The organism is Paraburkholderia sp. J8-2 (assembly GCF_905220195.1).
In the GTDB taxonomy this organism is placed as follows: domain Bacteria; phylum Pseudomonadota; class Gammaproteobacteria; order Burkholderiales; family Burkholderiaceae; genus Paraburkholderia.
Map to the genome: position 1 here is coordinate 68,462 of NZ_CAJMZA010000004.1, position 24,005 is coordinate 92,466.

22 protein-coding genes are annotated in these 24,005 nt (G+C 64.2%); 6 read left to right on the top strand and 16 right to left on the bottom strand.

What is annotated here, in order from left to right; all coding sequences use genetic code 11:
- Nucleotides 1–12: 12 nt before the first annotated feature.
- From U5A52_RS11600 to U5A52_RS11615, 4 genes are all read right to left on the bottom strand, one after another.
- On the bottom strand, nt 13–831 hold the full coding sequence (locus U5A52_RS11600; protein WP_158757721.1) for an ABC transporter permease subunit: 819 nt from the start codon (nt 829–831) through the stop codon (nt 13–15).
- The gene (locus tag U5A52_RS11605) at nt 828–1,763 is read right to left on the bottom strand and encodes an ABC transporter permease subunit (protein ID WP_321908669.1); all 936 of its coding nucleotides are present in this window, start codon (nt 1,761–1,763) and stop codon (nt 828–830) included. Before U5A52_RS11605 ends, U5A52_RS11600 begins: the two co-directional genes overlap by 4 nt.
- The gene (locus U5A52_RS11610; protein WP_415765183.1) at nt 1,760–2,920 is read right to left on the bottom strand and encodes an ABC transporter ATP-binding protein; all 1,161 of its coding nucleotides are present in this window, start codon (nt 2,918–2,920) and stop codon (nt 1,760–1,762) included. Before U5A52_RS11610 ends, U5A52_RS11605 begins: the two co-directional genes overlap by 4 nt.
- A gap of 111 nt (nt 2,921–3,031) precedes the next feature.
- Complete coding sequence (locus tag U5A52_RS11615; RefSeq protein ID WP_321934840.1) at nt 3,032–4,132, bottom strand: polyamine ABC transporter substrate-binding protein; 1,101 nt, start codon at nt 4,130–4,132, stop codon at nt 3,032–3,034.
- A gap of 466 nt (nt 4,133–4,598) precedes the next feature.
- Between U5A52_RS11615 and U5A52_RS11620 the strand changes: the two genes are divergently transcribed.
- Complete coding sequence (locus U5A52_RS11620; RefSeq protein WP_321934841.1) at nt 4,599–4,802, top strand: DUF1289 domain-containing protein; 204 nt, start codon at nt 4,599–4,601, stop codon at nt 4,800–4,802.
- A 53-nt stretch (nt 4,803–4,855) separates the two neighbouring features.
- Here the strand turns inward: U5A52_RS11620 and U5A52_RS11625 are convergent, their stop codons facing one another.
- From U5A52_RS11625 to U5A52_RS11645, 5 genes are all read right to left on the bottom strand, one after another.
- Complete coding sequence (locus tag U5A52_RS11625; RefSeq protein ID WP_321908674.1) at nt 4,856–5,500, bottom strand: OmpW/AlkL family protein; 645 nt, start codon at nt 5,498–5,500, stop codon at nt 4,856–4,858.
- Nucleotides 5,501–5,582: 82 nt separating this feature from the next.
- Nucleotides 5,583–6,773, bottom strand: a complete 1,191-nt coding sequence (locus U5A52_RS11630) for a nitronate monooxygenase family protein (protein ID WP_321934842.1) — start codon at nt 6,771–6,773, stop codon at nt 5,583–5,585.
- A 165-nt stretch (nt 6,774–6,938) separates the two neighbouring features.
- Nucleotides 6,939–8,372 (bottom strand): aldehyde dehydrogenase family protein, encoded by a 1,434-nt coding sequence (locus tag U5A52_RS11635; protein ID WP_321934843.1) that lies wholly within the window; start codon nt 8,370–8,372, stop codon nt 6,939–6,941.
- A gap of 192 nt (nt 8,373–8,564) precedes the next feature.
- Nucleotides 8,565–10,157: an ABC-F family ATPase gene (locus U5A52_RS11640; protein WP_321908680.1), complete on the bottom strand. Its 1,593-nt coding sequence runs from the start codon at nt 10,155–10,157 to the stop codon at nt 8,565–8,567.
- Nucleotides 10,158–10,370: 213 nt separating this feature from the next.
- Entirely contained in the window at nt 10,371–11,270 is a 900-nt protein-coding gene (locus U5A52_RS11645; RefSeq protein WP_321934844.1) for an NAD(P)-dependent oxidoreductase, read from the bottom strand.
- A 188-nt stretch (nt 11,271–11,458) separates the two neighbouring features.
- Here U5A52_RS11645 and U5A52_RS11650 point away from each other — a divergent pair, with 188 nt between their 5' ends.
- Entirely contained in the window at nt 11,459–11,668 is a 210-nt protein-coding gene (locus U5A52_RS11650) for a dodecin (RefSeq protein WP_158757712.1), read from the top strand.
- A gap of 169 nt (nt 11,669–11,837) precedes the next feature.
- On the opposite strand, the gene U5A52_RS11655 is transcribed toward U5A52_RS11650, so the two are convergent.
- The 4 genes from U5A52_RS11655 to U5A52_RS11670 all read right to left on the bottom strand — a co-directional run bounded on the left by U5A52_RS11655 (nt 11,838) and on the right by U5A52_RS11670 (nt 16,840).
- Nucleotides 11,838–12,923 (bottom strand): BMP family ABC transporter substrate-binding protein, encoded by a 1,086-nt coding sequence (locus tag U5A52_RS11655; protein ID WP_321908682.1) that lies wholly within the window; start codon nt 12,921–12,923, stop codon nt 11,838–11,840.
- Nucleotides 12,924–13,072: 149 nt separating this feature from the next.
- Nucleotides 13,073–14,002 carry an ABC transporter permease gene (locus U5A52_RS11660; protein WP_321908684.1) on the bottom strand — a complete coding sequence of 310 codons (930 nt, stop codon included), beginning with the start codon at nt 14,000–14,002 and terminating at the stop codon, nt 13,073–13,075.
- A 39-nt stretch (nt 14,003–14,041) separates the two neighbouring features.
- On the bottom strand, nt 14,042–15,148 hold the full coding sequence (locus U5A52_RS11665; protein WP_321934845.1) for an ABC transporter permease: 1,107 nt from the start codon (nt 15,146–15,148) through the stop codon (nt 14,042–14,044).
- A 66-nt stretch (nt 15,149–15,214) separates the two neighbouring features.
- The gene (locus tag U5A52_RS11670) at nt 15,215–16,840 is read right to left on the bottom strand and encodes an ABC transporter ATP-binding protein (RefSeq protein WP_321934846.1); all 1,626 of its coding nucleotides are present in this window, start codon (nt 16,838–16,840) and stop codon (nt 15,215–15,217) included.
- A 267-nt stretch (nt 16,841–17,107) separates the two neighbouring features.
- Here U5A52_RS11670 and U5A52_RS11675 point away from each other — a divergent pair, with 267 nt between their 5' ends.
- Nucleotides 17,108–18,040, top strand: coding sequence for a LysR substrate-binding domain-containing protein (locus tag U5A52_RS11675; RefSeq protein ID WP_158757707.1), 933 nt, complete (start codon nt 17,108–17,110; stop codon nt 18,038–18,040).
- 71 nt (nt 18,041–18,111) lie between these two features.
- Here U5A52_RS11675 and U5A52_RS11680 read toward each other — a convergent pair whose 3' ends face one another.
- Nucleotides 18,112–19,512 (bottom strand): 8-oxoguanine deaminase, encoded by a 1,401-nt coding sequence (locus U5A52_RS11680; RefSeq protein WP_321908689.1) that lies wholly within the window; start codon nt 19,510–19,512, stop codon nt 18,112–18,114.
- A 598-nt stretch (nt 19,513–20,110) separates the two neighbouring features.
- Between U5A52_RS11680 and uraH the strand changes: the two genes are divergently transcribed.
- From uraH to U5A52_RS11695, 3 genes are all read left to right on the top strand, one after another.
- The gene (uraH, locus tag U5A52_RS11685; RefSeq protein ID WP_321908690.1) at nt 20,111–20,464 is read left to right on the top strand and encodes a hydroxyisourate hydrolase; all 354 of its coding nucleotides are present in this window, start codon (nt 20,111–20,113) and stop codon (nt 20,462–20,464) included.
- A 214-nt stretch (nt 20,465–20,678) separates the two neighbouring features.
- Nucleotides 20,679–21,872, top strand: a complete 1,194-nt coding sequence (locus tag U5A52_RS11690; protein WP_321908692.1) for a urate hydroxylase PuuD — start codon at nt 20,679–20,681, stop codon at nt 21,870–21,872.
- A 107-nt stretch (nt 21,873–21,979) separates the two neighbouring features.
- Nucleotides 21,980–22,516: a hypothetical protein gene (locus tag U5A52_RS11695; RefSeq protein ID WP_321934847.1), complete on the top strand. Its 537-nt coding sequence runs from the start codon at nt 21,980–21,982 to the stop codon at nt 22,514–22,516.
- Here the strand turns inward: U5A52_RS11695 and U5A52_RS11700 are convergent.
- Together U5A52_RS11700 and alc are read right to left on the bottom strand one after the other, a co-directional pair.
- Nucleotides 22,449–22,973: an ureidoglycolate lyase gene (locus U5A52_RS11700; RefSeq protein ID WP_321934848.1), complete on the bottom strand. Its 525-nt coding sequence runs from the start codon at nt 22,971–22,973 to the stop codon at nt 22,449–22,451. The two genes, U5A52_RS11695 and U5A52_RS11700, sit on opposite strands and share 68 nt — an antisense overlap.
- An 18-nt stretch (nt 22,974–22,991) precedes the next feature.
- Nucleotides 22,992–24,002: an allantoicase gene (gene alc, locus U5A52_RS11705; RefSeq protein ID WP_321908696.1), complete on the bottom strand. Its 1,011-nt coding sequence runs from the start codon at nt 24,000–24,002 to the stop codon at nt 22,992–22,994.
- Between the last annotated feature and the right edge of the window lie 3 nt (nt 24,003–24,005).

The following is a 24,005-nucleotide window of genomic DNA, read 5'->3' on the forward strand; positions in this document are numbered from 1 at the left end:
GCGCGTTGGCGATCAAACGGCCATCGCCATCCGCTTGCGCTCCGCGCGCTGCATGAAATAGTTGCCGGCGATCACCCCCACGGTCACGACCGCAATGAACAGCGTAGCGAGCGCGTTCATCTCCGGGTTCAGGCCGAGGCGCACACGCGAGAACACCACGAGCGGCAGCGTGGTCGAGCCCGGCCCCGAAAGGAACGCCGAGAGCACCAGGTCGTCGATCGAGAGCGTGAACGAGAGCAGCCAGCCGGCCGCAAGCGCCTGCGAAATGAGCGGCAGCGTGATCTGGAAGAACACCTTGAACGGCGTCGCGCCCAGGTCGAGCGCAGCCTCTTCGAGCGACGGATTCAACTCGCGCACGCGCGACTGCACGATGATGGCGACGTACGAAATACACAGCATGACGTGGCCGATCCAGATCGTGAACACGCCGCGCCCCGCGGGCCAGCCGATCAACTTGCCCATTTCCACGAAGAGCAGCAAGAGCGAAATGCCCTGGATCACTTCGGGAATCACGAGCGGTGCGTTGATCATGCCCGAGAAGAGCGTAAAGCCGCGAAAGCGCCCCATGCGCGCGAGCACGAAGCCCGCCCACGTGCCGATGAATACCGACGCGAACGCCGTCATCAGCGCGATGCGCAGCGAGAGCCAGGCGGCGGTGATCAGCTCGTCGTCGGTGATGAGCGCCTGATACCAGCGCGTGGAAAAGCGCGTCCACACCGTCACGAGCTGCGACTCGTTGAACGAATAGACAATCAGGCTCAGGATCGGGATATAGAGGAACGCGAAGCCGAGGCCGAGCGCGATAAACATCAGTACGCGATTCGGTTTCATTTGCCGCGGCCCTCCAGTTCCTTCGCCTGGTAGTGCTGGAACAGCGCCATAGGCACGAGCAGCAGGAGCACCATCGCGCAGGTCACGGCGGAGGCCATCGGCCAGTCGGCATTGTCGAAGAACTCGTTCCACATGACGCGGCCGATCATCAGCGTGTTCGCGCCGCCAAGCAACTCAGGAATGACGTACTCGCCCACCGCCGGAATGAACACCAGCAGGCAGCCCGCGATAATGCCGTTCTTCGAGAGCGGCAGCGTGATCTCCACGAACGCGCGCCACGGCTTCGCGCCGAGGTCGTACGCGGCTTCGAGCAGCGTGAGGTCCATCTTCACGAGGTGCGCGTAGAGCGGCATCACGAGAAACGGCAGATACGAATACACCATGCCGATATAAACGGCCGTGTTCGTGTGATAAAGCTCGAGGGGCGAATGAATGATGCCGATCGACATCAGGAAATTGTTCAGCAGTCCGTTGTTCTTCAGAATGCCGATCCACGCGTACACGCGGATCAGGAACGACGTCCAGAACGGCAGCATCACGGCCATCATGAGGATGTTGCGCGAGGCCGGATTCGAGCGCGCGATGTAATACGCCATCGGATAGCCGATGATGAGGCACAGCAGCGTCGAAATCGCCGCCACGACCACCGAATTCACGTAGGTCGCGAAGTACAGGCTGTCCTGGAACAGGAACGCGTAGTGCGAGAAGTCGAGCGCGATGTGCCATACACCGTCCGCGAACGACGCCAGCTCCGTGTACGGCGGAATGCCGAGCTGCTGGTCGGCGAAGCTGATCTTCACCACCAGGATGAACGGCACGAGGAAGAACAGCAGCAGCCAGATGAACGGACCCGCCACGACGGCCGTGCGGCCCGTCAGGTTGAAGCGTTTCGCGGGCCAGTTCAGGAAGTTGCGGAAAGTCGTCGTGCTCATGACGTCAGCACCACACCGGCCGAGGCGCTCCAGCGCACGTAGACTTCGTCTTCCCACGTGGGCGAGTCGATCTCGGAGAGCGCGAGGCTCGACATGTTCGCGATCACCGTCTTGCCCGAGTCGAGCTTGACGTGATAGAGCGAGTAGCCGCCCATATAGGCGATGTTCTTGACCACGCCCTTGCCCCAGTTGAACACGCCTTCGGGCGGTTTGCGCGTGAGCGAGATGCGCTCGGGGCGCACCGAGATCGTCACGGGCATGCCGAGCGGCCCGGTGATGCCGTGATTCACGTAAAGGCGCACCGGCAGTTCCGGGCACTCGACGAACACGTGATCGGGCTCGTCCTCGACCACGTTGCCGTCGAAGAGATTGGTCGAACCGATGAACTCCGCCGAGAAGCGGCTGTTCGGGAATTCATAGACCTGGTTCGGCGTGCCGAGCTGGACGATCTCGCCTTCGCTCATCACCGCGAGGCGCCCCGCCATCGTCATGGCCTCTTCCTGGTCGTGCGTGACCATGATGCAGGTGACGCCGACCTTGTCGAGAATGTTGACGAGTTCGATTTGCGTGCGCTGGCGAATCTGCTTGTCGAGGGCGGACATCGGCTCGTCGAGCAGAAGCAGCTTGGGGCGCTTCACGAGCGAGCGCGCGAGCGCCACGCGCTGCTGCTGGCCGCCCGAAAGCTGGTGCGGCTTGCGCTTGGCGAAGCGCGTCATCTGCACGAGTTCGAGCGCGTTCGCCACGCGGTCCTTGAGTTCGTCCTTTTTCACGCCTTCCTGGCGCAGTCCGAAGCCCACGTTCGACTCCACCGTCATGTGCGGAAAAAGCGCGTACGACTGGAACATCATGTTGACCGGCCGGCGGTACGGCGGCATGGAGGCCAGGTCCTCGCCGTCGATCAGGATCTTGCCTGACGTCACGGTTTCGAGACCCGCGAGCATGCGCAGCAAGGTGGACTTGCCGCAGCCCGAGCTGCCGAGCAGCGCGAACAGCTCGCCCTTCTTCACCGACAGGTTGACGCCCTTGACTGCCGCCGTTTCGCCGAACTTCTTGACGACATCGACGATCTGCACGAAGTTGTCCGCGGCCGAATCTGCCGCGGTGAAGCCCGAAGGCAGCGAACCGGCGGTTGCCGGCGCGCTCGACTGGTCACTCATGATTCTCTCTGCCCTGCCTGTTTCTGCGTGAATCTTGGACGGGGTTGACGAACAAAGCCCCCGGCATCGTGCCGAGGGCTCGGGGTAAAACGGGATTGGATTTCAACCGCGTCAGCGGCCCGACTTGAACTCGGTCCACAGACGCGTCTGCAGGCGCTGGATCTCAGGCGGCAGCGGCTTGAGCAGGAACAACGTCTTCAGGACTTCGGGCGACGGGTACACGGCCGGGTCGTTGGCGATGTCCTTGTCCACGTACTTGCGCGCTTCCGCGTTCGCGCTCGGGTAGTAGACCGCGTTCGTGATCGCTGCGTGAACCTGCGGCGTCTCGATGTAGTTGATCCACTCGAGCGCGGCCTCCTTGTGCTGCGCATCCTTCGGGATGGTCATCACGTCAAACCAGATCGGCGCGCCGCCCTTCGGAATGTAGTACTCGATCTTGTACGGCTTCTTCGCGTCGATGGCGCGGTGCTTGGCGATCACGACGTCGCCCGACCAGCCGTACGCGAAGCAGATGTCGCCGCCCACGAGGTCGTTGATATAGCCCGACGAGTTGAACTGCGTGATGTACGGGCGGATCTTTTTCATCATCGCGAGCGCGGCGCGATAATCGTCCGGGTTCGTCGAGAGCGGGTCACGGCCGATGTAGTGCAGCGCGGCCGCGAACATCTGGTCCGGCGCGTCGAGCACGGACACGCCGCAGGCCTTCAGCTTCGAGATGTTCTCGGGCTTGAAGAGGATGTCCCAGTTGTCGAGCGGCACGTTCTTGCCGAGGATCTGCTGTGCCTTCGTGACGTTATAGGCGAGACCAGTCGTACCGTACGCCCAGGGCACTGCGAACTTGTTGCCCGGATCCGCGCCGGCGACCAGCGCCATCAGCTGCGGATCGAGATACTTGAGGTTGGGGATCTTCGACTTGTCGAGCGGCGCGAAAATGCCGGCGGCGATCTGCTTGCCCGCGTAGTTGCTGGTCGGCACGACGATGTCGTAGCCCGAATTGCCCGCGAGCAGCTTGGCCTGGAGCGTGTCGTCGCTGTCGTAGTTGTCGTACTTGACCTGAATGCCGGTCTGCTTCGTGAAGTTCGGAATCGTGTCCTTGGCGATGTAATCGGACCAGTTGTACACGTTCAGCTGCGTGTCCTTCGCTACCGACGTCATCCACGGCGCCGCGCACAGTGCGAGCGCGACCAGTTGCGCCACAACCCCTTTCTTCATCCCGTTCTCCGATCCTGACCGGCTCCGGCCGGCCGCCTGCCTCGCTTCGTGCCGCGCCACGTGTCACCCGTGCACGGCTCCCCTGACTTTCCTAAAACCTACCATCAAACCCGCCCGGCAAGTAATAAAACGCGGGCGTGTCGCGCAAACGGAACATGGGCCATGGGAGTACGGCCAGCCGCGCGCGGACGGTAAATCGCGCGCAATTTTAGCCGTTTCACGGGCCATGTCCACAAAAAACCGCTCTAGTGGCGCATGCGCGCGACGGCCCGCTGCCCGCAGGGCGCGGCGCCTCGCTCCACCTTGCTATCGGCTTGCAGTCGCTTTGCCGATTCATCGCGCATCGCATGCCGCCGCGGCGCGAGCACGGGCGCGGGCGGCCGCCGCGCCCGGTATCGGTTAACATAGCGGCGTTTCGTTCCCAAGCCGGCGCGCGCGACGCCCGGCCACGCCCCAAGGCTCTTCAATGGCATCCAATCTCCACGACCTCCCCGACAGCCCATGCATTGGCGTGTGCTCGACCCTTTTCGACGACGTCTGCAAAGGTTGCGGGCGCACCGCCGTGGAAGTCTCCAACTGGGTCTTCCTGAGCGACGAGGAAAAGCGCGCCGTGTGGGAGCGCATCGAGCGCGAAGGCACGGCCATGCGCTTCCAGGAAGACCGCGCCTGAAGCAAAAAACGCCGGACAAGCCGGCGTTCGAAAGTCGGTGGAGGGGCGATCGCTCAGAACTTCATGCCGACGCCCAGCCCCACCACGAGCGGATCGATATGCAGCGTGCCGAGCGACGTGCCGCCCATTGACGCGTCGGTGTGCATCCAGATCTTCTTGATATCCGCGTTCACGAAAATCCGCTTCGTCACCTGGAAGTCGATGCCGAACTGCAGCGCCGGACCAAAGCTGTGGTTGTCGATCGAAACCGGCTGGCCGCCTGCGTGCAGACCGTTGTTGTAGAACAGCGTGTAGTTGATGCCCGCGCCCACGTACGGCCGCACCTTACCCGCGTTGTTGAAGTGATACTGCAGCAGCAGCGTAGGCGGCAGCACGCCCACGCCACCGAGTGCACCGATGTTCGACGTGACCTGGTTGCGCGACGTGCCGAGAATCAGCTCCACGCCGATGTTGTTGGTCGCCATGTAGGTGAAGTCGAGCTCGGGCACGATGGCGTTGTTCACGTCCGCGCCAATCGCACCGAGCGTACCGTTGCCGCGCGCGTCCGGCGCGATCTCGATCGCGCGCAGGCGCACCAGCCAGTCTCCCGCGTAGATGCCCGAGTCGGGCGAGCTGGCTGCGTTGGCGGGGGCCGCCAGGAGGGCCGCGCCCATGGTGAGCGCGGCGGTTGCCGCTATCTTTTTAATTGCTTGGTACATCGATAAACCCCGTGTCTGTTATGTAGCCGTAGGAAGGCCTACAAATTGTCAGAGACGGGGTCCGGTGCCGTTTTGATAAGTGTCAAGCCAGTGCGAACGCTGCGCGCTGTGCGACCGCGGGTCGCGCAGCGCCGGTCAGCAGCAGTTCCAGCAGGTCGCGAACGCTGCGGATGGCATTGCCAAACGGCAGCGCTTCGCGGCCGCGGAAGAACAAGCCGTTCGCGACGTCGCCACGCAACGCCGCCGCGAGGCGCGTGTCGATGCAAAAGTGGCCGAACTTCTCGATGCCATCGCGCAGCCCGCAGGCCGAAAGACATTCAAGCCCGGTTGGGCAAGCGAGCTTGAGCGAGCCGATCTTGGTGCGAATACGCGACTCGTTGCGCAGATAACGTTCGAGCCACGGCGTTTTCACCGCGCGTGCCGGCAAGCCCGTCACACTCACGAACTCGACGATGTCTTCAGGCTTTGCGTCGGCAAGCACGCGCTTGAAGTCGGGGTGCGCGTCGCCCTCCTCGGTCACCGCGAACGGCGTGCCGACCTGCACGCCGTTGGCGCCCGCTTCGAGCCATTTGCGCACAGCCTCATGGCTGTTGATGCCGCCGGCCACGACGAGCGGCACGTCGCGCCGCGAAATGCCGAGCGTGGCATAGACGCCTTCGAGTTCCTCGAAAATCTGGGTGAATGCGAAGCGCTCGTTGCCCATGTCGGCGATGTCGGTCACGCCCAGGTGACCGCCCGCGTATGCCGGATGCTCGATCACGATGGCGTCGGGCAGGCGGCCCTTCTTCATCCACTTCTTGAGCACGAGCGCGACGCCGCGTGCGTCGGACAGGATCGGTACGAGCGCGATATCCACGCCCGCCGTGAGGTCGGGCAGATCGAGCGGCAGGCCAGCGCCCATGACGATGGCGTCGGCGCCGTGCTCACAGGCGGCGCGCACATAGTCGGCGTGGGCGTTGACCGCCTTCATGACGTTCACGGCGATCATGCCGTTGCCGCCTGCCAGCTTGCGAGCCGCCGCAATTTCACGGCCAAGCGCGATGAGGTTCGCGCGCGCGAGCGTTTCGTGCTGCGGGTCGGCGCGGCACATGTCCATGAGATCGCTGTGGTGATGGCGCAGGTCGATGCTCGCGATCGTGCCGAGCGCGCCTTCACGCGCGACACTGCCAGCCAGCCGGTGTGCCGAAATGCCGACACCCATGCCGCCCTGCACGACGGGCAGGAGTTGACGACCGCGAATCTGGAGCGGAGCGAAGGAGTGGCCAAGAACCATGTTGTGCTCTGTCGATGACAAAGCGCCTATGGTCGCGCGTACCCCACATATGACATTGACATGCATCAAACAAAAACGCGGACATCTGTGAAGAAGTCCGCGATCATGATTTACATCAACACGTCGCACTAAAAGATTTGCGATAGCGCGCGACGAGATGCCTCATCAGCCCTTCGGGAGCTTGAACTGCATCGATTTGTATTCGAGGTACTCCTCGAGGCCGTACGCGCCGTTTTCGCGGCCGTGTCCGGACTGCTTGAAGCCGCCGAACGGCGCGGCCATGTTCCATGTGCCGCCGTTAATGTCGATCTGGCCAGTACGAATGCGGCGCGCAACGCGCATCGCGCGCTCGTCGCTGCCGGCCCAAACCGCGCCGCCAAGGCCATACAGCGAGTCGTTGGCGATCGCCACGGCGTCGTCCTCATCCTTCGCCGTGAGAATCGTGAGCACCGGCCCGAAGATCTCCTCCTGCGCGATGGCCGCGTCGCGCGGCACGCGGCCAAACACGGTCGGCTTCACGAAGAAACCCTGTGTCACGCCTTCCGGCATGCCGGGACCGCCGCTCACGAGCTCGGCGCCGTCGGCCATGCCTCGCTCGATGTAGTGCAGCACGCGCTCCTGCTGCACCTTCGAGGCGAGCGGACCGAGCTTCGCTTTCTCGTCGCGCGGGTCGCCCACGGTAAACGCCTCTGCGGCCTGCTTCGCCAGGTCTCGCGCTTCTTCGTAGCGCGATTCCGGCACGATCATGCGCGTGTGCGCCGAGCAGGTCTGCCCCGAATTCAGGAAGCATGCGCCCACCGTGCCCTTCACGGCGGCCGCAAAGTCGGCGTCGTCGAGCACCACGGAGGCCGACTTGCCGCCCAGTTCCAGCGCAACGCGCTTGACCGTGGCCGATGCGACTTCCGACACACGCTTGCCCGCGCGCGTCGAGCCGGTAAACGACACCATGTCGACGTCCGGATGGCGCGCGAGCACCTCGCCCACCACCGGGCCGTAGCCCGTCACGAGGTTGAACACACCCGCGGGCAGGCCTGCCTCATGGATGGCCTCGGCAAGCACGAATGCGTTGAGCGGCGCGACCTCGGAAGGCTTGAGCACGACAGTGCAGCCCGCGGCGAGCGCGGCGGCGACCTTGAGCGTGATCTGGTTGAGCGGATAGTTCCACGGCGTGATGGCCGCGACGACGCCCACCGGTTCGCGCACGACGAGCGAGTTGCCCACGCGCTCTTCGTACTGGAAGTCGCTTGCGAGCTTCGCGTAAGCGCCCCAGTTGTAGACCGGGCCGCCCACCTGGATGGCGCGCGCGAGCTTGAGCGGCATGCCCACTTCGCCAGCGATCAATTGCGCGAGTTCGTCAGTGCGGGCCTTGAGGTTGTCGGCGATTTTCTGCAGATATGCACCGCGCTCGGCGGCCGGCGTTGCGGCCCAGCCCTCGAAAGCGGCGCGCGCGGCGGCGACGGCAGCTTCGGCGTCCGCTTCGATACCTTCGGGAATGCGGCCCATCACCGCTTCGGTGCCCGAGTCGATCACGTCGATCGTGCCCTTGCCTTGCGGGGCGACCCACTGGCCGTTGATGTAGAACTGCGCGTAGTTGTTCATGGGCGGTGCTCCTGTCTCCGTGTTCGTTTGCGATTTCATCGCGGCGCTCGCCGCGGCGACAGTGCATTCTAGCCTGCTTGACGCATACGTAAAGCCGGTGTGCAGAAAGCGCATTACGACGCCGGAAAAACAAAACGGGCGACGCTCACGCGCCGCCCGTTTTCATTTCATGCCTCGATCAGCGACCGAGCCTCAATGCAGCCCCTGGCTCGCCAGGAAGTCTTCGTAGTTGCCGCTATAGTCCTTGACCGTGCCGTCGGTCTTCACCTCGATGATGCGGTTGGCGAGGCCATTCACGAACTCGCGGTCGTGCGACACGAAAACCAGCGTGCCTTCGAACTTTTCGAGCGCGATCTGCAGCGACTCGATCGACTCCATGTCCATGTGGTTCGTGGGCTCGTCCATGAGCAGCACGTTGTGGCGGCCGAGCATCAGCTTGCCCCAGATCATGCGGCCCTTCTCCCCGCCCGACAGCACCTTCACCGACTTCCTGATGTCGTCGGCGTTGAACAGCAGGCGGCCGAGCGTGCCGCGCACCGACTGCTCGTCGTCGCCTTCCTGGCGGTACTGGTCGATCCAGTCCATGAGCGTGACGTCGGCCGGGAACTCTTCGTACGTGTCCTGCGGCATGTAGCCCACGCTCGCGTTCTCCGCCCACTTCACCGAGCCGTTGTCGACAGCCAGGTTGCCCAGCAGCGAGCGCAGCAGCGTGGTCTTGCCCGCGCCGTTCTCGCCGATGATCGCGATGCGCTCGCCCGGCTGCACGCTGATGCTGAGCTTATTGAAGATGCGGCGCTCGTACGTCTTCGTGATCTCTTCCGCGACCACGACGATGTTGTGCAGCTTCTTCTCGAACTCGAAGCGGATGAACGGGTTCTGACGCGAAGAGGGCTTGAATTCCTCGATCTTGATCTTGTCGATCATCTTCAGACGGCTGGTGGCCTGGCGCGCCTTCGACTTGTTCGCCGAGAAGCGGCGCACGAAGTCCTGCAGGTCGGCCACGCGCTCCTTCGCCTTCTGGTTCGCGGCCTGCTGACGCTCGCGCGCCTGTGCGGAAGCGAGCATGTAGTCGTCGTAGTTGCCCGGCCAGACCTTCAGCGTGCCGTAGTCCATGTCCGCCATGTGCGTGCAGACCTGGTTCAGGAAGTGTCGATCGTGGGAGATGATGATCATCGTCGAGTTGTACTCGTTCAGAACGTCTTCCAGCCAGCGGATCGAGTTGATGTCGAGGTTGTTGGTCGGTTCGTCGAGCAGCAGAACATCGGGCTTCGAGAACAGCGCCTGCGCGAGCAGCACGCGCAGCTTCCAGCCCGGCGCCACGCCGCTCATCGGGCCGTTGTGGAAATCCGTGCCGATGCCGATGCCGAGCAGCAGTTCGCCCGCGCGCGCTTCGGCCGTGTAGCCGTCGTACTCGGCGAACTTCGCTTCGAGTTCGGCGGCGTGCATGTAGTCGTCGTCGGTAGCTTCGGGGTTTGCGTAGATCGCGTCGCGCTCGGTCATCGCGGCCCACATTTCCGTGTGGCCCATCATGACGACGTCGAGCACGCGCACGTCTTCATATGCGAACTGGTCCTGGCGCAGCTTGCCCAGACGCACGTTCGGCTCCAGGATGACGTTGCCCGAGCTCTGCTCGAGGTCGCCACCGAGGATCTTCATGAACGTGGATTTGCCGCAACCGTTCGCGCCGATCAGGCCATAGCGGTTGCCTTCGCCGAATTTGACCGAGATGTTCTCGAACAAGGGCTTCGGCCCGAATTGCATGGTGATGTTGGCGGTAGAGAGCACAGCGCGTCCCGGTAAGTAGATCGACGAAAAACCTGTAATTTTAGCAGGTTATGCCACTTCGCGCGCGAGTTCCAGCCGCACGGACAGCTCTGGGTTGGGCCTGCCCCGCGCAGCATGACACGGCTGGATGTGAGGAATGTGAAGCCCGCCCTGCGCGCCGGTTACAACGGGGCCACAACGCTTGCGGGCAGCACCTGCAGGCGCCCGCGCGACTCAGGATTCGCCGGTGCGCGGCGTCTGCAGCACGTCGATGAATCCCGAAAAATCGGCCTGCGCGAGGCCCATGGCCGCGGCCAGACGCAGCAATTGCTGGACCGTGCCCGAAACGGGCATGGGCGTGCCGGTCTGCGAGGCCGCAGCGGCGATCGTGTCCACGTCTTTCTGGAACGTCTTGAGCGCGCCGATAGGTTCGAGCCCGTCCTGCGTCATGCGCGGCACGAACGTGCGCAGCAACGTCGAATCGGCCCAGCCGCCGGCGAGCGCCTCGGGCAGCTTGGCCGCTTCGATGCCGCTGCGCCGCGCGAGGCTCACCGCTTCGGCAATCGCGGCGACGGTGGCTGTGACGATCGCCTGGTTGCACAGCTTGGTGGTCTGGCCCGCGCCCGCGCCGCCCATATGGGTCACGCGCGCCGAGTAGGCAGCGAGGATAGGCGCAACGGCGGCGACGTCGGCCGCCGCGCCGCCCGCCATGATCGCCAGCGTGCCGTTCTGCGCGCCCGCCACGCCGCCCGAAACCGGTGCGTCGACCCAACCCACGCCGAACGCCGCCGCGCGCTCTGCGAGCCTTTGCGTTGCGTCCGGAGGGATGCTCGAGTGATCGACGATGCAGCGTACGCGCACGCTTTCGCCCGACGCAACGGCCAAAAGGCCGTGCTCGCCGAACACCACCTGCTCGACCGCCGCCGCATCGGCGACGCACAGCAGCACCACATCGACCTCGCGCGCCAGTTCGCCGGGCGTCGCGGCCACTTGCGCACCGTCGGCGATCAACGCCTCGGCCTTCGCGGGCGTCCGGTTCCATACTCGCACCGCGTGCCCGGCACGCAGCAAATGACGGATCATCGGTGCGCCCATCAGCCCTGGTCCGCAAAAACCCAGTACCTGCTCGTCCATGTCTTTCGTCTCCTGCGTCCTCTGTTGCCACCGTGTTGCGCCCGTCCCTGCCGGGTACGCCCGATGCCCGGTTTCATGCGAGGCGCCATCATAACCGGCGCTGGACCCGTTCATGTTTGCGCTGGCGGTCCGTTGCCTATACTCGATTGACGCGCCCACGCCGCGCGCGCTCCCGAGGAGACACTGCCATGAGCGACCACGTCTACAAGCAGATCGAACTGACCGGCTCGTCGAAGGTATCCAGCGACGACGCCATTCGCTGCGCGATTGCACGAGCGTCGAAGACGCTTCGTTATCTACACTGGTTCGAGGTCGTGGAGACACGCGGACTGATCGAGAACGATCAGATCTCGCACTGGCAGGTCACGATCAAGGTGGGCATCCGCATCGACGACTGACACGGCGCGGTTTCGCGCCGCGTCGGCACATCGTCTTTTGGGCGGCCATCAAGGCAAAACGGCTGCGCGAGCCTCGCGGGCTACACGCAGCCGTTACGCGTACGCACGTTGAAATCGTACGAAGAAAGCGCTCGCGCCGTATAAGGCGGCGCGAGCGCCTGGCTCATCCTTATTTCGGCAGCGAGCCGTCCACGCCTTCGACGTACCAGTTCAGGCGTTGCAGTTCCGGATCGGTCAGCGATTTGCCGGCCGGAATCTTGACTGCGCCCGCCTGATCCTTGATCGGGCCCGTGAAGACGTCCCACTTGCCGCTCGCGATCTGATCGCGCTTCGTGGCAACGGCCTTTTGCGCGTCAGCCGACAGTTCGGACGTGTTGACGTCGCCGAGATCGACGGCCTTCTGCGGGATGCCCCACCACACGGGGTCGTTCTTCCACTTGCCGTCGAGCACCTGCTGGATCACGGCGACGTAGTACACACCCCAGTTTGCCTCGACCGAGCCGAGGTGCGCGTTCGGGCCGAACTTCTTCATGTTCGAATCCCAGCCGAATGCGTGGACGTGCTTCTCTTCGGCCGTCGCGAGCGTGGCGCTCGAGTCGGTGTTCTGGAGCAGCACGTCGGCGCCCTGGCCGATCAGCGTTTCAGCCGCTTGCTTCTCCTTGCCCGGATCGAACCAGCTGTTGATCCAGATGACCTTGGTGTGCACCTTCGGATTCACCGAACGCGCGCCGAGCGTGTACGCGTTGATATTGCGTACGACCTCGGGAATCGGCACGGAGGCGACGAAGCCGAGCGTGTTCGTCTTCGTCGCGTAGCCTGCCGCGACGCCCGCGAGATACGCGCCCTGATACATGCGCACGTCATAGGTGCCGAAGTTCGGCGCCTTCTTGTAGCCCGTTGCGTGGAGGAACACGGTGTCCGGGAAATCCTTCGCTACCTTGAGCTGGAAGTCCTGATAACCGAAGCTCGTACCGAAGATGATCTTGTTGCCCTTGTTGGCGAGATCGCGAAACACGCGCTCCGAGTCCGCCGATTCCGGCACGTTTTCCACGCGCGTGATCTTGATCTTGTTGCCGAACTTCTGCTCGGCGGCCTTCGAGCCCTGATCGTGCGCGAACGTCCAGCCGGCATCGCCCGGATTGCCGAGGTAGACGAACGCGACGCCCGGCGCATCGGCGGCGTGGGCCGCGGGCGCGAGCGCCGCCGTGCCGCACGTGGCGGCGACGGCGAAAGCGGTCAGGATGGTTTTTTTCATCGTGGATCTCCTGTCGTGGATTGGAAAACGGCGAGCATTTAATGCGTGTTGTTTAGTATTCCGTACTGCCACTACATGCTTTGCGGCTACCTGCCAGGCGACCGCACCAAGGCGGCCGCACCTAGGTGGCCCCACCTAGGCGGCCCCACCTAGGCGGCGCCAAAGAACGGTTTGCCAAGCGAAGCCGGCGCGTTCAGGCGGATCGTGTTCGGGTTGCGCGAAATGAGCACGAGCACGACGATCGTCGCGACGTACGGCAGCATGGCGAGGAACTGCGTGGGCACCGGCACGCCCACGGCCTGCGCGTAAAACTGCGCGCCCGTGACCGCGCCAAAGAGCAGCGCGCCGATCAGGAGACGCCCCGGGCGCCACGTCGCGAACACAACGAGCGCAAGCGCAATCCAGCCGCGCCCTGCCGTGATTTGCTCCTGCCACAAATGCAGCTGCACCACGGAGTAATAGCTGCCTGCGAGCCCGGCCATGGCGCCACCGAACGCCGTCGCGCCATAGCGCACGCCAATCACGGGAAAGCCCACCGAATGCGCGACCTGCGGCGACTCGCCCACCGAGCGCAGCACGAGTCCGGCGCGCGTGCGATAGAGGAACCAGCCGACCACGGCGAACATGATGAACGCGAGGTAATCGACGGGCGTGAGGCTGAAGAACGCCTGCCCGACCACCGGCAGTTGCGAGAGGCCCGGAATCGGCCAGGTTGCGATGGTCGCCGACGTGGCGGCCGACGTGTACGGTTTGCCGACATATGCCGAAAGCCCGACGCCGAAGATCGTGAGCGAGAGCCCTGTCGCGACCTGGTTGGCGAGCATGGTGAGCACGAGAAAGCCGAACAGTAACGACATCACAATGCCAGCGGCCATGCCCGCTACGAGGCCAAGCCATGGGCTGCCGGTAATGGTCGTGACCGCGTAGCCCGTCACGGCGCCCATCAGCATCATCCCTTCCACGCCTAGGTTTAGGACCCCCGACTTCTCGGTGACGAGTTCGCCCACGCCCGCAAACATGAGCGGGATGGCGGCGGTGACGGCGCTCGATGCGAGCGAGCTGGCTTGCTGGATATCCATATCGTGTGGCCTGTTTCGTTGTTCTCAGGATTGCGCTGATCAGTTCGCGGCCGTGACAGAATGATGGCGGCGCACGCGATAGTTCACGAACAGGTCTGCGCCAAGCAGGCAGAAGAGCAGCAGCCCCTGAAAGACGCCGGAAAGCGCCTGCGGCAATTGCAGCGACGTCTGCACTGCTTCGCCGCCCAGATAGAGCAGCGCCATCAAGAGGCTCGCGAGCACGATGCCGACCGGATGCAGCCGCCCGACGAACACGACGATGATCGCCGTGAAGCCATAGCCCGGCGACCACGTCGCCTGCAGTTGACCAATGGGGCCGGCAATTTCGCCCATGCCCGCGAGCCCCGCGAGGCCGCCGGAAAGCAGCAGCGACGTCCAGATCGTCTTTTTCTCCGAGAAGCCAGCATATCGCGCGGCGAGCGGCGCGAGCCCGCCCACGCTCATGCGGTAGCCCGCGAAGCTGCGGCGCATGAAGAGCCAGACGAGCGGAATGGCCGCGAGCGTGAGGAAGATCGACGCGTTCAGGCGCGTGCCGCGCAGCCAGTGGATGCGCCAGTCGCCGCCGAAAGTCGGATAGAGCGCGTCGCCGCTGAACATTTCGGAGAGCGGAAAGTTCATGCCTTGCGGGTCACGCCAGGGGCCGCTCACGAGCCAGATCAGCAGTTGCGTGGCGACGTAGGTGAGCATGAGGCTCGTGAGAATTTCGTTGGTGTTGAAGCGGCTCTTGAGCCACGCGGGAATCGCCGCCCACGCCATGCCGCCGAGCACGCCCGCGAACATCATCAGGAAGAGAATCCACCAGCCCGAGGATTGATCGAAGTAGATCGCCACGCCGCTCGCCGCGATGCCGCCCAGCACCATCTGCCCTTCCGCACCGATGTTCCACACGTTGGCGCGATAACCCGCCGCGAGACCGAGCGCGATCAGGCAGAGCGGCGAGGCTTTGAGCAAGAGTTCGGACCAGCCGTTGACGCTCGAAAGCGGTTCGATGAAGAACGCGTGCATGGCCTGCAAGGGATCGCGGCCCACAAGGCCGAAGATCAGGAAGCCAATCGCGAGCGTGAGCAGCGCCGCAATGACCGGCACGGCGATGCGCACCGTGCGCGAGGGCGTCGTGCGGGCTTCGAGTCGGTACGGAAAGATCATGGTCGTGAAATCGGTGGTCGGTCTCGAGTGGTTTATCGGCGTGCGCGTGTCGTTATGCGCCGCTTATCAGGCGTTCGCCATGGTCTGCGTGGGCGGCTCGCCGTTCGGCCGGCCGCCGCCTCCATGTTCGGTGCGCTCGCCAAAGAGCCCCGCCATCCAGCGGCCGATTTCCTCGGCGTTCGTCTCGCCAGTCAAACGCGCGGGGGAAAGGCGTCCGCCTGCGAGCACGGCAATGCGGTCGCAGATGTCGAACAGTTCTTCCAGTTCTTCCGAGATCACGAGTATCGCCACGCCGCGCGCCGAAAGGTCGAGCAACTGCTGACGGATGAACGCCGCCGCGCCCACGTCCACGCCCCAGGTGGGCTGTGCGACCACGAGCACCTTCGGCGCCTGGAGAATCTCGCGCCCGACGATGTACTTCTGCAGATTGCCGCCCGAGAGGCTCTGCGCGAGCGCGTCCGGGCCGCCGCAGCGCACATCGAACGCATCGATGCAGCGCTCGGCGAACGCGCGCATTGCGCCGGTCTTGAGCCACCCCGTGCGCACCATGCCTTCGCGGTGCGCCGTGAGCAAGGCGTTTTCGGCAAGCGACATGGCCGGCACCGCGCCGCGCCCCAGCCGCTCCTCCGGCACGAACGCGAAGCCGAGCTTGCGGCGCGCCCCGGCGGAAAGCCGTCCTGCAGGCTTGCCGCAAATCTTGACCGCATCGGCGCTCACGCCGTGGCGTGCCGCTTGCGCCTCGCCCGAGAGCGCCGCGAGCAATTCCGCCTGGCCGTTGCCCGAGACGCCGGCAATGCCGAGAATCTCGCCTGCATGCACGCTGAACGATACGTCGTTGAGCGACGTGCCGAATGGGTCGTCGCTCGGCATCGACAGATGCTTTGCCTCGAGTAGCACGTCACCAGGCGTGTGCGCGCGCCGCGTGTAGTCGGGCAACTCGCGCCCCACCATCAACCGCGCGAGGGAGGCGTGCGTTTCTTCGCGCGGAATAACGTGGCCCGTGACCTTGCCGCCGCGCAGCACGGTGGCCGTGTCGCAAAGCTCCTGGATTTCGTCGAGTTTGTGGCTGATATAGAGAATGCTGCAGCCTTCGGAGGCCAGCCGCCGCAGTGTGCCGAACAGCTTGCGCACGGCTTGCGGCGTGAGCACCGAAGTCGGCTCGTCCATGATCAGAAGACGCGGGTTCTGCAGCAGGCAGCGCACGATTTCCACGCGCTGCCGCTCGCCCACCGTGAGGCTATGCACGTGGCGCTGCGGATCGACATCGAGGCCGTATTGCGCCGACACCTCGCGAATGCGTTTGCCGAGCGTTTTCAGGTCGAACGGTTCGTCGAGCGAAAGCGCGATGTTCTCGCCAACGGTCAGCGTTTCGAACAACGAAAAATGCTGGAACACCATGCCGATGCCGAGCTTGCGCGCCGCAGCCGGATTGGCGATTTCGACCACCTGGCCTTCCCAGCGAATCTCGCCGGCGTCCGGGCGCACCGCGCCGTAGACGATCTTCATGAGCGTGCTCTTGCCCGCGCCGTTCTCGCCGAGCAAGGCGTGTATTTCGCCCGGCGCGACCGAGAGCGTGACGTCGTCGTTCGCGCGCACCGCCGGGTACTGCTTGGTGATGCCGGCAAGCGCGAGGCGCGGCACGCCGCTGCCGTCCTGCGCAAGCGTTGCCTGACGTGAAGAAGAATCACCCATGGAGGTTCCGCCGTTGTACGTTATTGCTGTCCGAAAACCGTTTGATGCTTACCGCTTTGCCCAGGCGCCGTGCGCCGCCGTGCGGGGGTGACGATACCTGTTAGCCCCCCGCAGGTCGAGCCGCCAAAAATCGCTGTTGCCTCGCTGCACGGGCCGCCCGGCCTATGTCTCGGGGTAAGCCTCGCTTGACGTCACTTTTTGTCCATATTAAAAACGATATACCCCCAAGCCCTATCGATCAGCCAGAACATATAATTCGGAGAATTCATGAGTCAGCAACGCGAGGCGATCGACACGTACCTCTTGCGCGTCTTGCACACGCTTCTGATGGAGCGCAGCGTGACACGCGCGGCCGTCAAGCTCAATCAGTCCCAGCCCGCAATCAGCGCGGCGCTGCGGCGTCTGCGCGACATCACCGGCGACCCGCTGCTCGTGCGCGGCAAGTCCGGCATGGTGCCGACCGAGTACGGCCTGCGCCTGCTCGAGCCCGTTCAGAACGCGCTGCGCGAGATCGAGCGCATCCGCTTCCAGCAACACAATTTCGACCCCGCCACTTCCATCCGCTGTTACCGGATTGGCTGTCCTGACTATCTGAACGTCCTGTTCGTGCCGACCGTGGTCGAGCGCTTTCGTCAGGCCGCGCCCAACGCCACGCTCGAGTTCCACTCGCTCGGGCCCGCGTTCGACTACGAGCTCGCGCTCGAGGAAGGCAAGCTCGATATCGTCATCGGCAACTGGCCCGAACCGCCCGAACAGCTGCACCTCTCGAACCTGTTCGTCGACCAGATCGTTTGCCTGATGAGCAACACGCACCCGTTCGCCAAGCGCGGCGGGCTCACACTCGACCAGTACCTGAACGCGCCGCATCTCGCGCCCACGCCCTATTCCGTGGGCCAGCGCGGCGCCATCGACGTGCACCTCGCCCGCGAGCGCCTCAAGCGCCACGTGGTCGTTACGCTCCCGTACTTCAATCTCGCGCCCTACGTGCTCGTCAAGTCGGACCTGGTCTTCACGACCACGCGCCTTTTCGCCGACCACTACGCGCGCTTCCTGCCGCTCACGGTCGTGCCCGCGCCGCTCGACTTCCCGCCGATGCAGTACTACCAGTTGTGGCACGAACGCTGTCATTACTCGGACGAAGTACGCTGGTTGCGCAGCCTCATCGCCGAAGCGACGAAGACGCTGATCGACAAGCCTTGAGTATCACGGCCGCAGGTTGCTGCGGCCGCCTGACTGCTTCTACACCCTTGTGCGTTGCGCGCTGACCTGACTTAGCGCGCCATCTCCACGAGCTGCGCCGCGAGTCGGTTGTGCCGCTCGATGACCGGCCCGAGCTCCACCGTCTGCAACACGCCCTCCTTCACGACCACGCGCCCGCCGATCACGCTCAGCGCGACCTGCGAGGGCGCGCAAAACACCAGCGCCGCGACCGGATCGTGCAGCGCCCCGGCGAAAAGCGGCTGGCGCAAGTCGAACGCCACGAAGTCGGCCGCCATGCCGGGTGCGAGCGCGCCAATGTCGTCGCGGCCCAGCACCTGCGCGCCGCCCAGCGTCGCGATTTCGAGCGCTTCGCGCGCCGTCATGGCGTCCGGGCCGAAACCCACGCGCGCAAGGAGCATGGCCTGACGCGCTTCGGCCACCATCTGCGCGCCGTCGTTCGACGCCGAGCCATCCACGCCAAGTCCAACCGGCACGCCCGCGAGCCGCATCTTTTTCACGGGCGCGATGCCCGAGGCGAGCCGCATGTTCGAGCATGGGCAATGCGCGACGCCCGTGCCGGTGCGGCCGAATAGGCCGATACCGTGGTCGTCGAGCTGTACGCAGTGCGCATGCCATACGTCGCGGCCCACCCAGCCGAGATCCTCGGCGTATTCGGCAGGCGTCATGCCGAACTTTTCGCGGCTGTAAGCAATGTCGTTGACGTTCTCGGCGAGATGCGTGTGCATCGACACGCCGTAGTGCCGCGCGAGCACCGCCGATTCGCGCATCAGATCGCGGCTCACCGAGAACGGCGAGCATGGCGCCACCACGACGCGCAGCATCGCGTACCGGCCCTCGTCGTGATACGTCTCGATGAGGCGCTGCGTGTCGGCAAGAATCGCGTCTTCGCGCTCGACCACGGAATCGGGCGGCAAGCCGCCGTCCTTCTGCCCGACGCTCATGCTGCCGCGGCTCGCATGAAAACGCATGCCGATGCGTTGCGCGGCGCGAATGCTGTCGTCCAGACGACTGCCGTTCGGGTAGATGTACAGATGATCGCTCGACGTTGTGCAGCCCGAGAGCAGCAGTTCCGACATTGCCGTGAGCGTGGAGACCTCGATCATCTCGGGCGTGAGGTTCGCCCATACCTTGTACAGATTCGTGAGCCAGCCGAACAGTTCGGCGTCCTGCGCGGCCGGCACGGCCCGCGTGAGGCTCTGGTACATGTGGTGATGCGTATTGATGAGTCCCGGCGTCACGAGGTGGCCGCTCGCGTCGATCACCTCGTCGGCCGTGGCGGGCAACTCCGCCGTCGTGCCGACCGCGACGATGCGGTTGCCTTCGATATAGAGACCGCCGCCGCGAATTTCGCGGCGTGCGCCGTCCATCGTCACCAGCATGTCGGCGTTTTTCACCAGCAAGGTCTTGCCGGCCTTTTGCGGGTCCTGGCCCTGTGCGAGTGTGCGTTCCATCGTCCTTGTTCGCTCCGTTGTCGTGCCGCCGCGAGCCCTTAGCCCATCTCGCTCGCGCGGCGTGTGAACCAGACGCCCTCGCCTCACCCGCCTGCCTCGCCGGTCGCCCAGGCGCCCGGTGCCGACGCGTCCCGACGAGGACGCCGCTGGCCCGGTTACCCGGCGTCCACCGCCGTCTTCGGGACGCGCAGCACGCGCTGCGCATGGCCTCTACGATCCGCAACCAAAATAGTCATGGCAATTCGCGCCACTGCGATACCCACATTTACGCCACGCATATAAAGGTCGATTTTTGGCGTCGCTACGATGCAAACAAGGGGCGCGGCGTCGATCCGGGGCGCAATCGACGATTGGACCCATGTGGCACCCACGCGGCACCCAGGGCGTACCCTCATGCTCGCGGATTTATCTTTCCTATCGCTCGCGCTCGCCGGGGGCGATCGTTCTTAAAATGCGTTCACGGCGCTCGCTTCGATCCGCCGACGGGTATGTAGCCACTGACGTGGAGCCTCGATCCGCCGCAATGCATCATGCATGGGATCGAGAGCTGCCGCTGAAACCTCGCAATCGCACCAGGCACTCACAAGGAAAACTGCGAATGGGCAAGCTGACTACCCACGTGCTCGACACCGCGAACGGCCGTCCCGGCGCGGGCATCAAGGTCGAGCTCTTTGCGCTCTCGGGCGACGCGCGCCGCGCGCTCAAGACCGTGACCACCAATGACGACGGCCGCTGCGACGCGCCGCTGCTCGAAGGCGAGGCGCTCGCCAAAGGCGAATACGAACTCGTGTTCCACGCTGGCGACTACTTCGCCGCCTTAGGCGCGAACGTGCCCGAGCCGCGTTTCGTCGACCGCGTCGTGCTGCGCTTCGGCATCGCCGACGCCGGCTCGCACTACCACGTGCCGCTACTCGTGTCGCCGTGGTCGTACAGCACGTATCGGGGCAGCTGAGCGGCAACGGAACGACCACCGCAGCACATTCTCAGAGGGCATTGCGGGCGATATTCAAGCCCGATTCAACGAGCCCAAGGTCATACGAACAACAACGGCGGCACGGCAGCGCGAGGGTCGGCGAACGGCCCGGGAACTGCACGGCGCGCTCATACCCCGCAGTTAGCGTGTGCGAACCAACGCGCGCGCCTTGCATCAGGACTGGAGACGTTTCATGGAAGGCTTTATTACCGACTGGCTGAACCTCGCACTGCGCTGGTTCCACGTCATCGCGGCGATCGCCTGGATTGGCGAGTCGTTCTATTTCGTCGCGCTCGACAACAGCCTCAAACCGCCCACGGACCCGAACCAGCGCCGCCGCGGCGTGTTCGGCGAGCTGTGGCACGTGCACGGCGGCGGCTTCTACAACATGCAGAAGTACACCGTGGCGCCGCCTGAAATGCCCGACGACCTGCACTGGTCGAAGTGGCCGTCGTACACCACGTGGCTCTCGGGCGCGTCGCTTTTCACCGTGCTGTATCTGATGGCGCCGAACACGTATCTCATCGACAAGAACGTGCTCGACATGGGTCCGGTCGTCGCGGTCTTCTCGGCGCTCGGCTTCCTCGCCGCGGGCTGGATCGTCTACGACTCGCTGTGCCGCGTGCTCGGTACGAAAGACAAACTGCTCGGCGTGTGCGTGGGCATCTACGTGGTGATCGCCGCTTACCTCGCCTGCCATATCTTCTCCGGCCGCGCTGCGTATCTCATCATGGGTGCGATGCTCGCGACGATCATGTCGGCCAACGTGTTCTTCGTCATCATCCCCGGCCAGCGCAAGATGGTCGCCGCGATGCTCAAGGGCGAAGTGCCGAACCCGATCTACGGCAAGCGCGGCAAGCAGCGTTCGGTGCACAACACCTATTTCACGCTGCCCGTGGTGTTCGCGATGCTCTCGAACCACTACGCCATGACCTATGCCCACGCCTATAACTGGGCCGTGCTCGTGGTGATCATGCTGGCCGGCGCGCTGATTCGCCAGTTCTTCGTGATGCGTCATCGCGGCCAGCAGCTGTGGTATCTGCCGATCGGCGGCGTGGCGCTGATGTTCGTCGCACTCGTGTGGACGCTGCCGCGTCCGGTCGTGCCGCAGGCCGAAGCCGCAAATGCGCCGGCGCTCAAGGTCTCGGACATCCAGCCGATCCTGCAGCAGCGCTGCGCGTCCTGCCACTCGGCTCACCCGACGATGATGGGCGCGGCGCCCGCCGGCGTGATGTTCGATACGCCCGATGAAATCTCGCAGAATGCGCAGCGGCTGTATCAGCAGGCTGTGACGCTCAAGGCGATGCCGCTTGGCAACGTCACGCATATGACCGACGACGAGCGGCAGAAGATTGCGATGTGGTTCCAGGGGGGCGCGAAGCAGTAACGTAGCCGGCAGCGCGTATCGAATGATTCGCGCGCTGCCAACCAGGAAAGGAAGGACCCGAAGTGCGATACGCTTCGGGTCCTTTTGCTTTTGGGGGCGCGTTTCGAATGGCCTGCGTTTCGGGCAAGCCTGACGAGGACGAACTGCTCCAGCTCGTTGTCACAGCGCGCTATAAGCTGAACGCAGCCGGATACCCGATCGACGCCGTGCGTGCGCACAGCCCCAAAAGAAGCGTTCACCAAAGGTCGCTGCGCTTTGCGCACACATCAGATGGCGGGCAAGTTCCGCGCTTGCGTGACTGTTACGCGCGGCTGCGCCTGCGCGTGGGCGCATCGAAGCGTGTCGAGATTGAACCGGCGCTCGCGCTCGGCGGCCAAATCGATCCACGTATGCGCCTTCCTGAACCAACCGCGGCCTTCTTCTCGTCGGCGCCGCCCTATCCCCGCGAAAGTGAAACCGTTGCGCAGACGCACAAGAATCTGGCGCAACGGCTCATCGAGCGAAGCGAACCGCGCAAACATAAAAAAAGCCACGACGTCGGTCGTGGCTTTTTGAACTGCTCGGGAATGCAGATGATCAGCGTATCGCCGCGTTCATCGCCTCTTGCGTCAACCAAAGCGACTCAGGCAAATTCTGCTCGTTGAGATTGAGCCCATCGCCGCCGCGATCGACGACGATGAAATCGGTTACCTCGCCCAAAGCGATCAGCGGATGGTGCCAAACGCCCTTCGCATAGTTCACGCCCTGCCAACCGCGTGATACGAAAGCGCGAATCTGCGTGACATCCAGATCGCCAGCCGGCGCGACCACCACGAGATACGGCTTCTCGTTGAGCGGCACGAACGCCTGGCTGCCAAGCGGATGCCGCTCGAGCATCTTCACTTCGAACGGCAGTTCGCGAGGCTGCCCGCGAAACAGATTCACGAGCGTGCGGCCGCCTTCGTCGGTGACATCCACTTTCGCGAGGTCGTGATAGCGGATTGTGGTACCGAGATTAATCGGAATCTGCTTTGCGCCTGCCAGCTCAATCACGTCGCCGAATGGCGCGAACGCCTCGCGCGTGAGCGGCTCGATGGTCAGCGTCGTCCTTGTTTCACTCATGATGGCCTCGTCACCCGATCACGCGAGCGTGCCCCACAGACGCACGCGCGAAACGCCGCCATCGGGGAAAATGTTGAAGCGTACGTGCGTAACCGGGCCGAGCGCGGCCAGCTCACTCTCAAAGTAGTGCTGCTTGTCCATTTGCAGCTTTTGCTCGCCGAGCAGCACCGGCCAGAACATGGCCTGGGTCACGAGCGAGCTGTCCGTGCCACCGACCACGCGCGCGGCCTGGAACGAGCAGCGGTCGGGGTAGTTGCCCTTGAAGTGCGCCGTATCGACTTCGATCTTCTTGATGATGCCCGGTTGCGCGAGCGCGATGATCGCCCAGTCGTTGCCAGGCTCGCGGCGGCGGCGCGTTTCCCAGCCGTCGCCCATGTTCACGCCGCGACCCGGCATGAGCAGCGTGGAGGCCATGCCAAAGTGCTGGTTGTTCGCGCCAACGAGGTACGCGCCGTTTTCCATCGCGGCCAGGTCAAACAGTTCGGTGCGGCTCGCGCCCGCCCAGTCCACTTGCGGCTGGCCATACACGCGCAAACGCGCAATGCCGCCATCGGGATAGATGTTCACGCGCAAGTGCGTGTACGGCTTCTCGCTCGATACTTCCACGTAGTGGTGGCTATTGCCGTTCAACGAGGTCGAGGGGACGATTTCCGTCCATTGCGTCGTCGCAGTGGGTGCGCCGTCCGCCACATACGCGCCTTCAACCGACGCCGCCGGCGGATAGTTGCCCGTAAAGTGGCTCGTATCGATATCGAGGCCCTTGATGACGCCCGGGCGCGCGAGCTTCACGATGCACCAGTCGTAGCCGGTCGTGCGCTTGCGGCGCGTTTCCCAGCCGTCCATCCACTTGCCGTGTTCGTCGTACTTGCCCGGAATGAAGACGGCAGCCTCCGGATTGAGCATGCGATCCTTCGGTGCGAAGAAGTCGTCGCTCGCCTCGAGCGCCTGCGCACCCAGGCGCGGGTCCGCGAGATTCACGAAGCGGCGCGTGAAATCAGGGGCGTTGGGGTCGAGAGTCGGGAGTGCCATCGT

Excerpts from the sequence above, each read along its gene's own strand:
- U5A52_RS11610 (WP_415765183.1), bottom strand. The coding sequence starts at position 2,920 with ATGAGTGACCAGTCGAGCGCGCCGGCAACCGCCGGTTCGCTGCCTTCG.
- U5A52_RS11650 (WP_158757712.1), top strand. The coding sequence starts at position 11,459 with ATGAGCGACCACGTCTACAAGCAGATCGAACTGACCGGCTCGTCGAAG.
- U5A52_RS11670 (WP_321934846.1), bottom strand. The coding sequence starts at position 16,840 with ATGGGTGATTCTTCTTCACGTCAGGCAACGCTTGCGCAGGACGGCAGC.
- U5A52_RS11700 (WP_321934848.1), bottom strand. The coding sequence starts at position 22,973 with ATGAGTGAAACAAGGACGACGCTGACCATCGAGCCGCTCACGCGCGAG.
- U5A52_RS11665 (WP_321934845.1), bottom strand. The coding sequence starts at position 15,148 with ATGATCTTTCCGTACCGACTCGAAGCCCGCACGACGCCCTCGCGCACG.
- U5A52_RS11635 (WP_321934843.1), bottom strand. The coding sequence starts at position 8,372 with ATGAACAACTACGCGCAGTTCTACATCAACGGCCAGTGGGTCGCCCCG.
- U5A52_RS11605 (WP_321908669.1), bottom strand. The coding sequence starts at position 1,763 with ATGAGCACGACGACTTTCCGCAACTTCCTGAACTGGCCCGCGAAACGC.
- U5A52_RS11675 (WP_158757707.1), top strand. The coding sequence starts at position 17,108 with ATGAGTCAGCAACGCGAGGCGATCGACACGTACCTCTTGCGCGTCTTG.
- uraH (WP_321908690.1), top strand. The coding sequence starts at position 20,111 with ATGGGCAAGCTGACTACCCACGTGCTCGACACCGCGAACGGCCGTCCC.
- U5A52_RS11630 (WP_321934842.1), bottom strand. The coding sequence starts at position 6,773 with ATGGTTCTTGGCCACTCCTTCGCTCCGCTCCAGATTCGCGGTCGTCAA.
- U5A52_RS11660 (WP_321908684.1), bottom strand. The coding sequence starts at position 14,002 with ATGGATATCCAGCAAGCCAGCTCGCTCGCATCGAGCGCCGTCACCGCC.
- U5A52_RS11690 (WP_321908692.1), top strand. The coding sequence starts at position 20,679 with ATGGAAGGCTTTATTACCGACTGGCTGAACCTCGCACTGCGCTGGTTC.
- U5A52_RS11620 (WP_321934841.1), top strand. The coding sequence starts at position 4,599 with ATGGCATCCAATCTCCACGACCTCCCCGACAGCCCATGCATTGGCGTG.
- U5A52_RS11680 (WP_321908689.1), bottom strand. The coding sequence starts at position 19,512 with ATGGAACGCACACTCGCACAGGGCCAGGACCCGCAAAAGGCCGGCAAG.
- alc (WP_321908696.1), bottom strand. The coding sequence starts at position 24,002 with ATGGCACTCCCGACTCTCGACCCCAACGCCCCTGATTTCACGCGCCGC.
- U5A52_RS11615 (WP_321934840.1), bottom strand. The coding sequence starts at position 4,132 with ATGAAGAAAGGGGTTGTGGCGCAACTGGTCGCGCTCGCACTGTGCGCG.
- U5A52_RS11645 (WP_321934844.1), bottom strand. The coding sequence starts at position 11,270 with ATGGACGAGCAGGTACTGGGTTTTTGCGGACCAGGGCTGATGGGCGCA.
- U5A52_RS11695 (WP_321934847.1), top strand. The coding sequence starts at position 21,980 with ATGGCCTGCGTTTCGGGCAAGCCTGACGAGGACGAACTGCTCCAGCTC.
- U5A52_RS11625 (WP_321908674.1), bottom strand. The coding sequence starts at position 5,500 with ATGTACCAAGCAATTAAAAAGATAGCGGCAACCGCCGCGCTCACCATG.
- U5A52_RS11600 (WP_158757721.1), bottom strand. The coding sequence starts at position 831 with ATGAAACCGAATCGCGTACTGATGTTTATCGCGCTCGGCCTCGGCTTC.
- U5A52_RS11655 (WP_321908682.1), bottom strand. The coding sequence starts at position 12,923 with ATGAAAAAAACCATCCTGACCGCTTTCGCCGTCGCCGCCACGTGCGGC.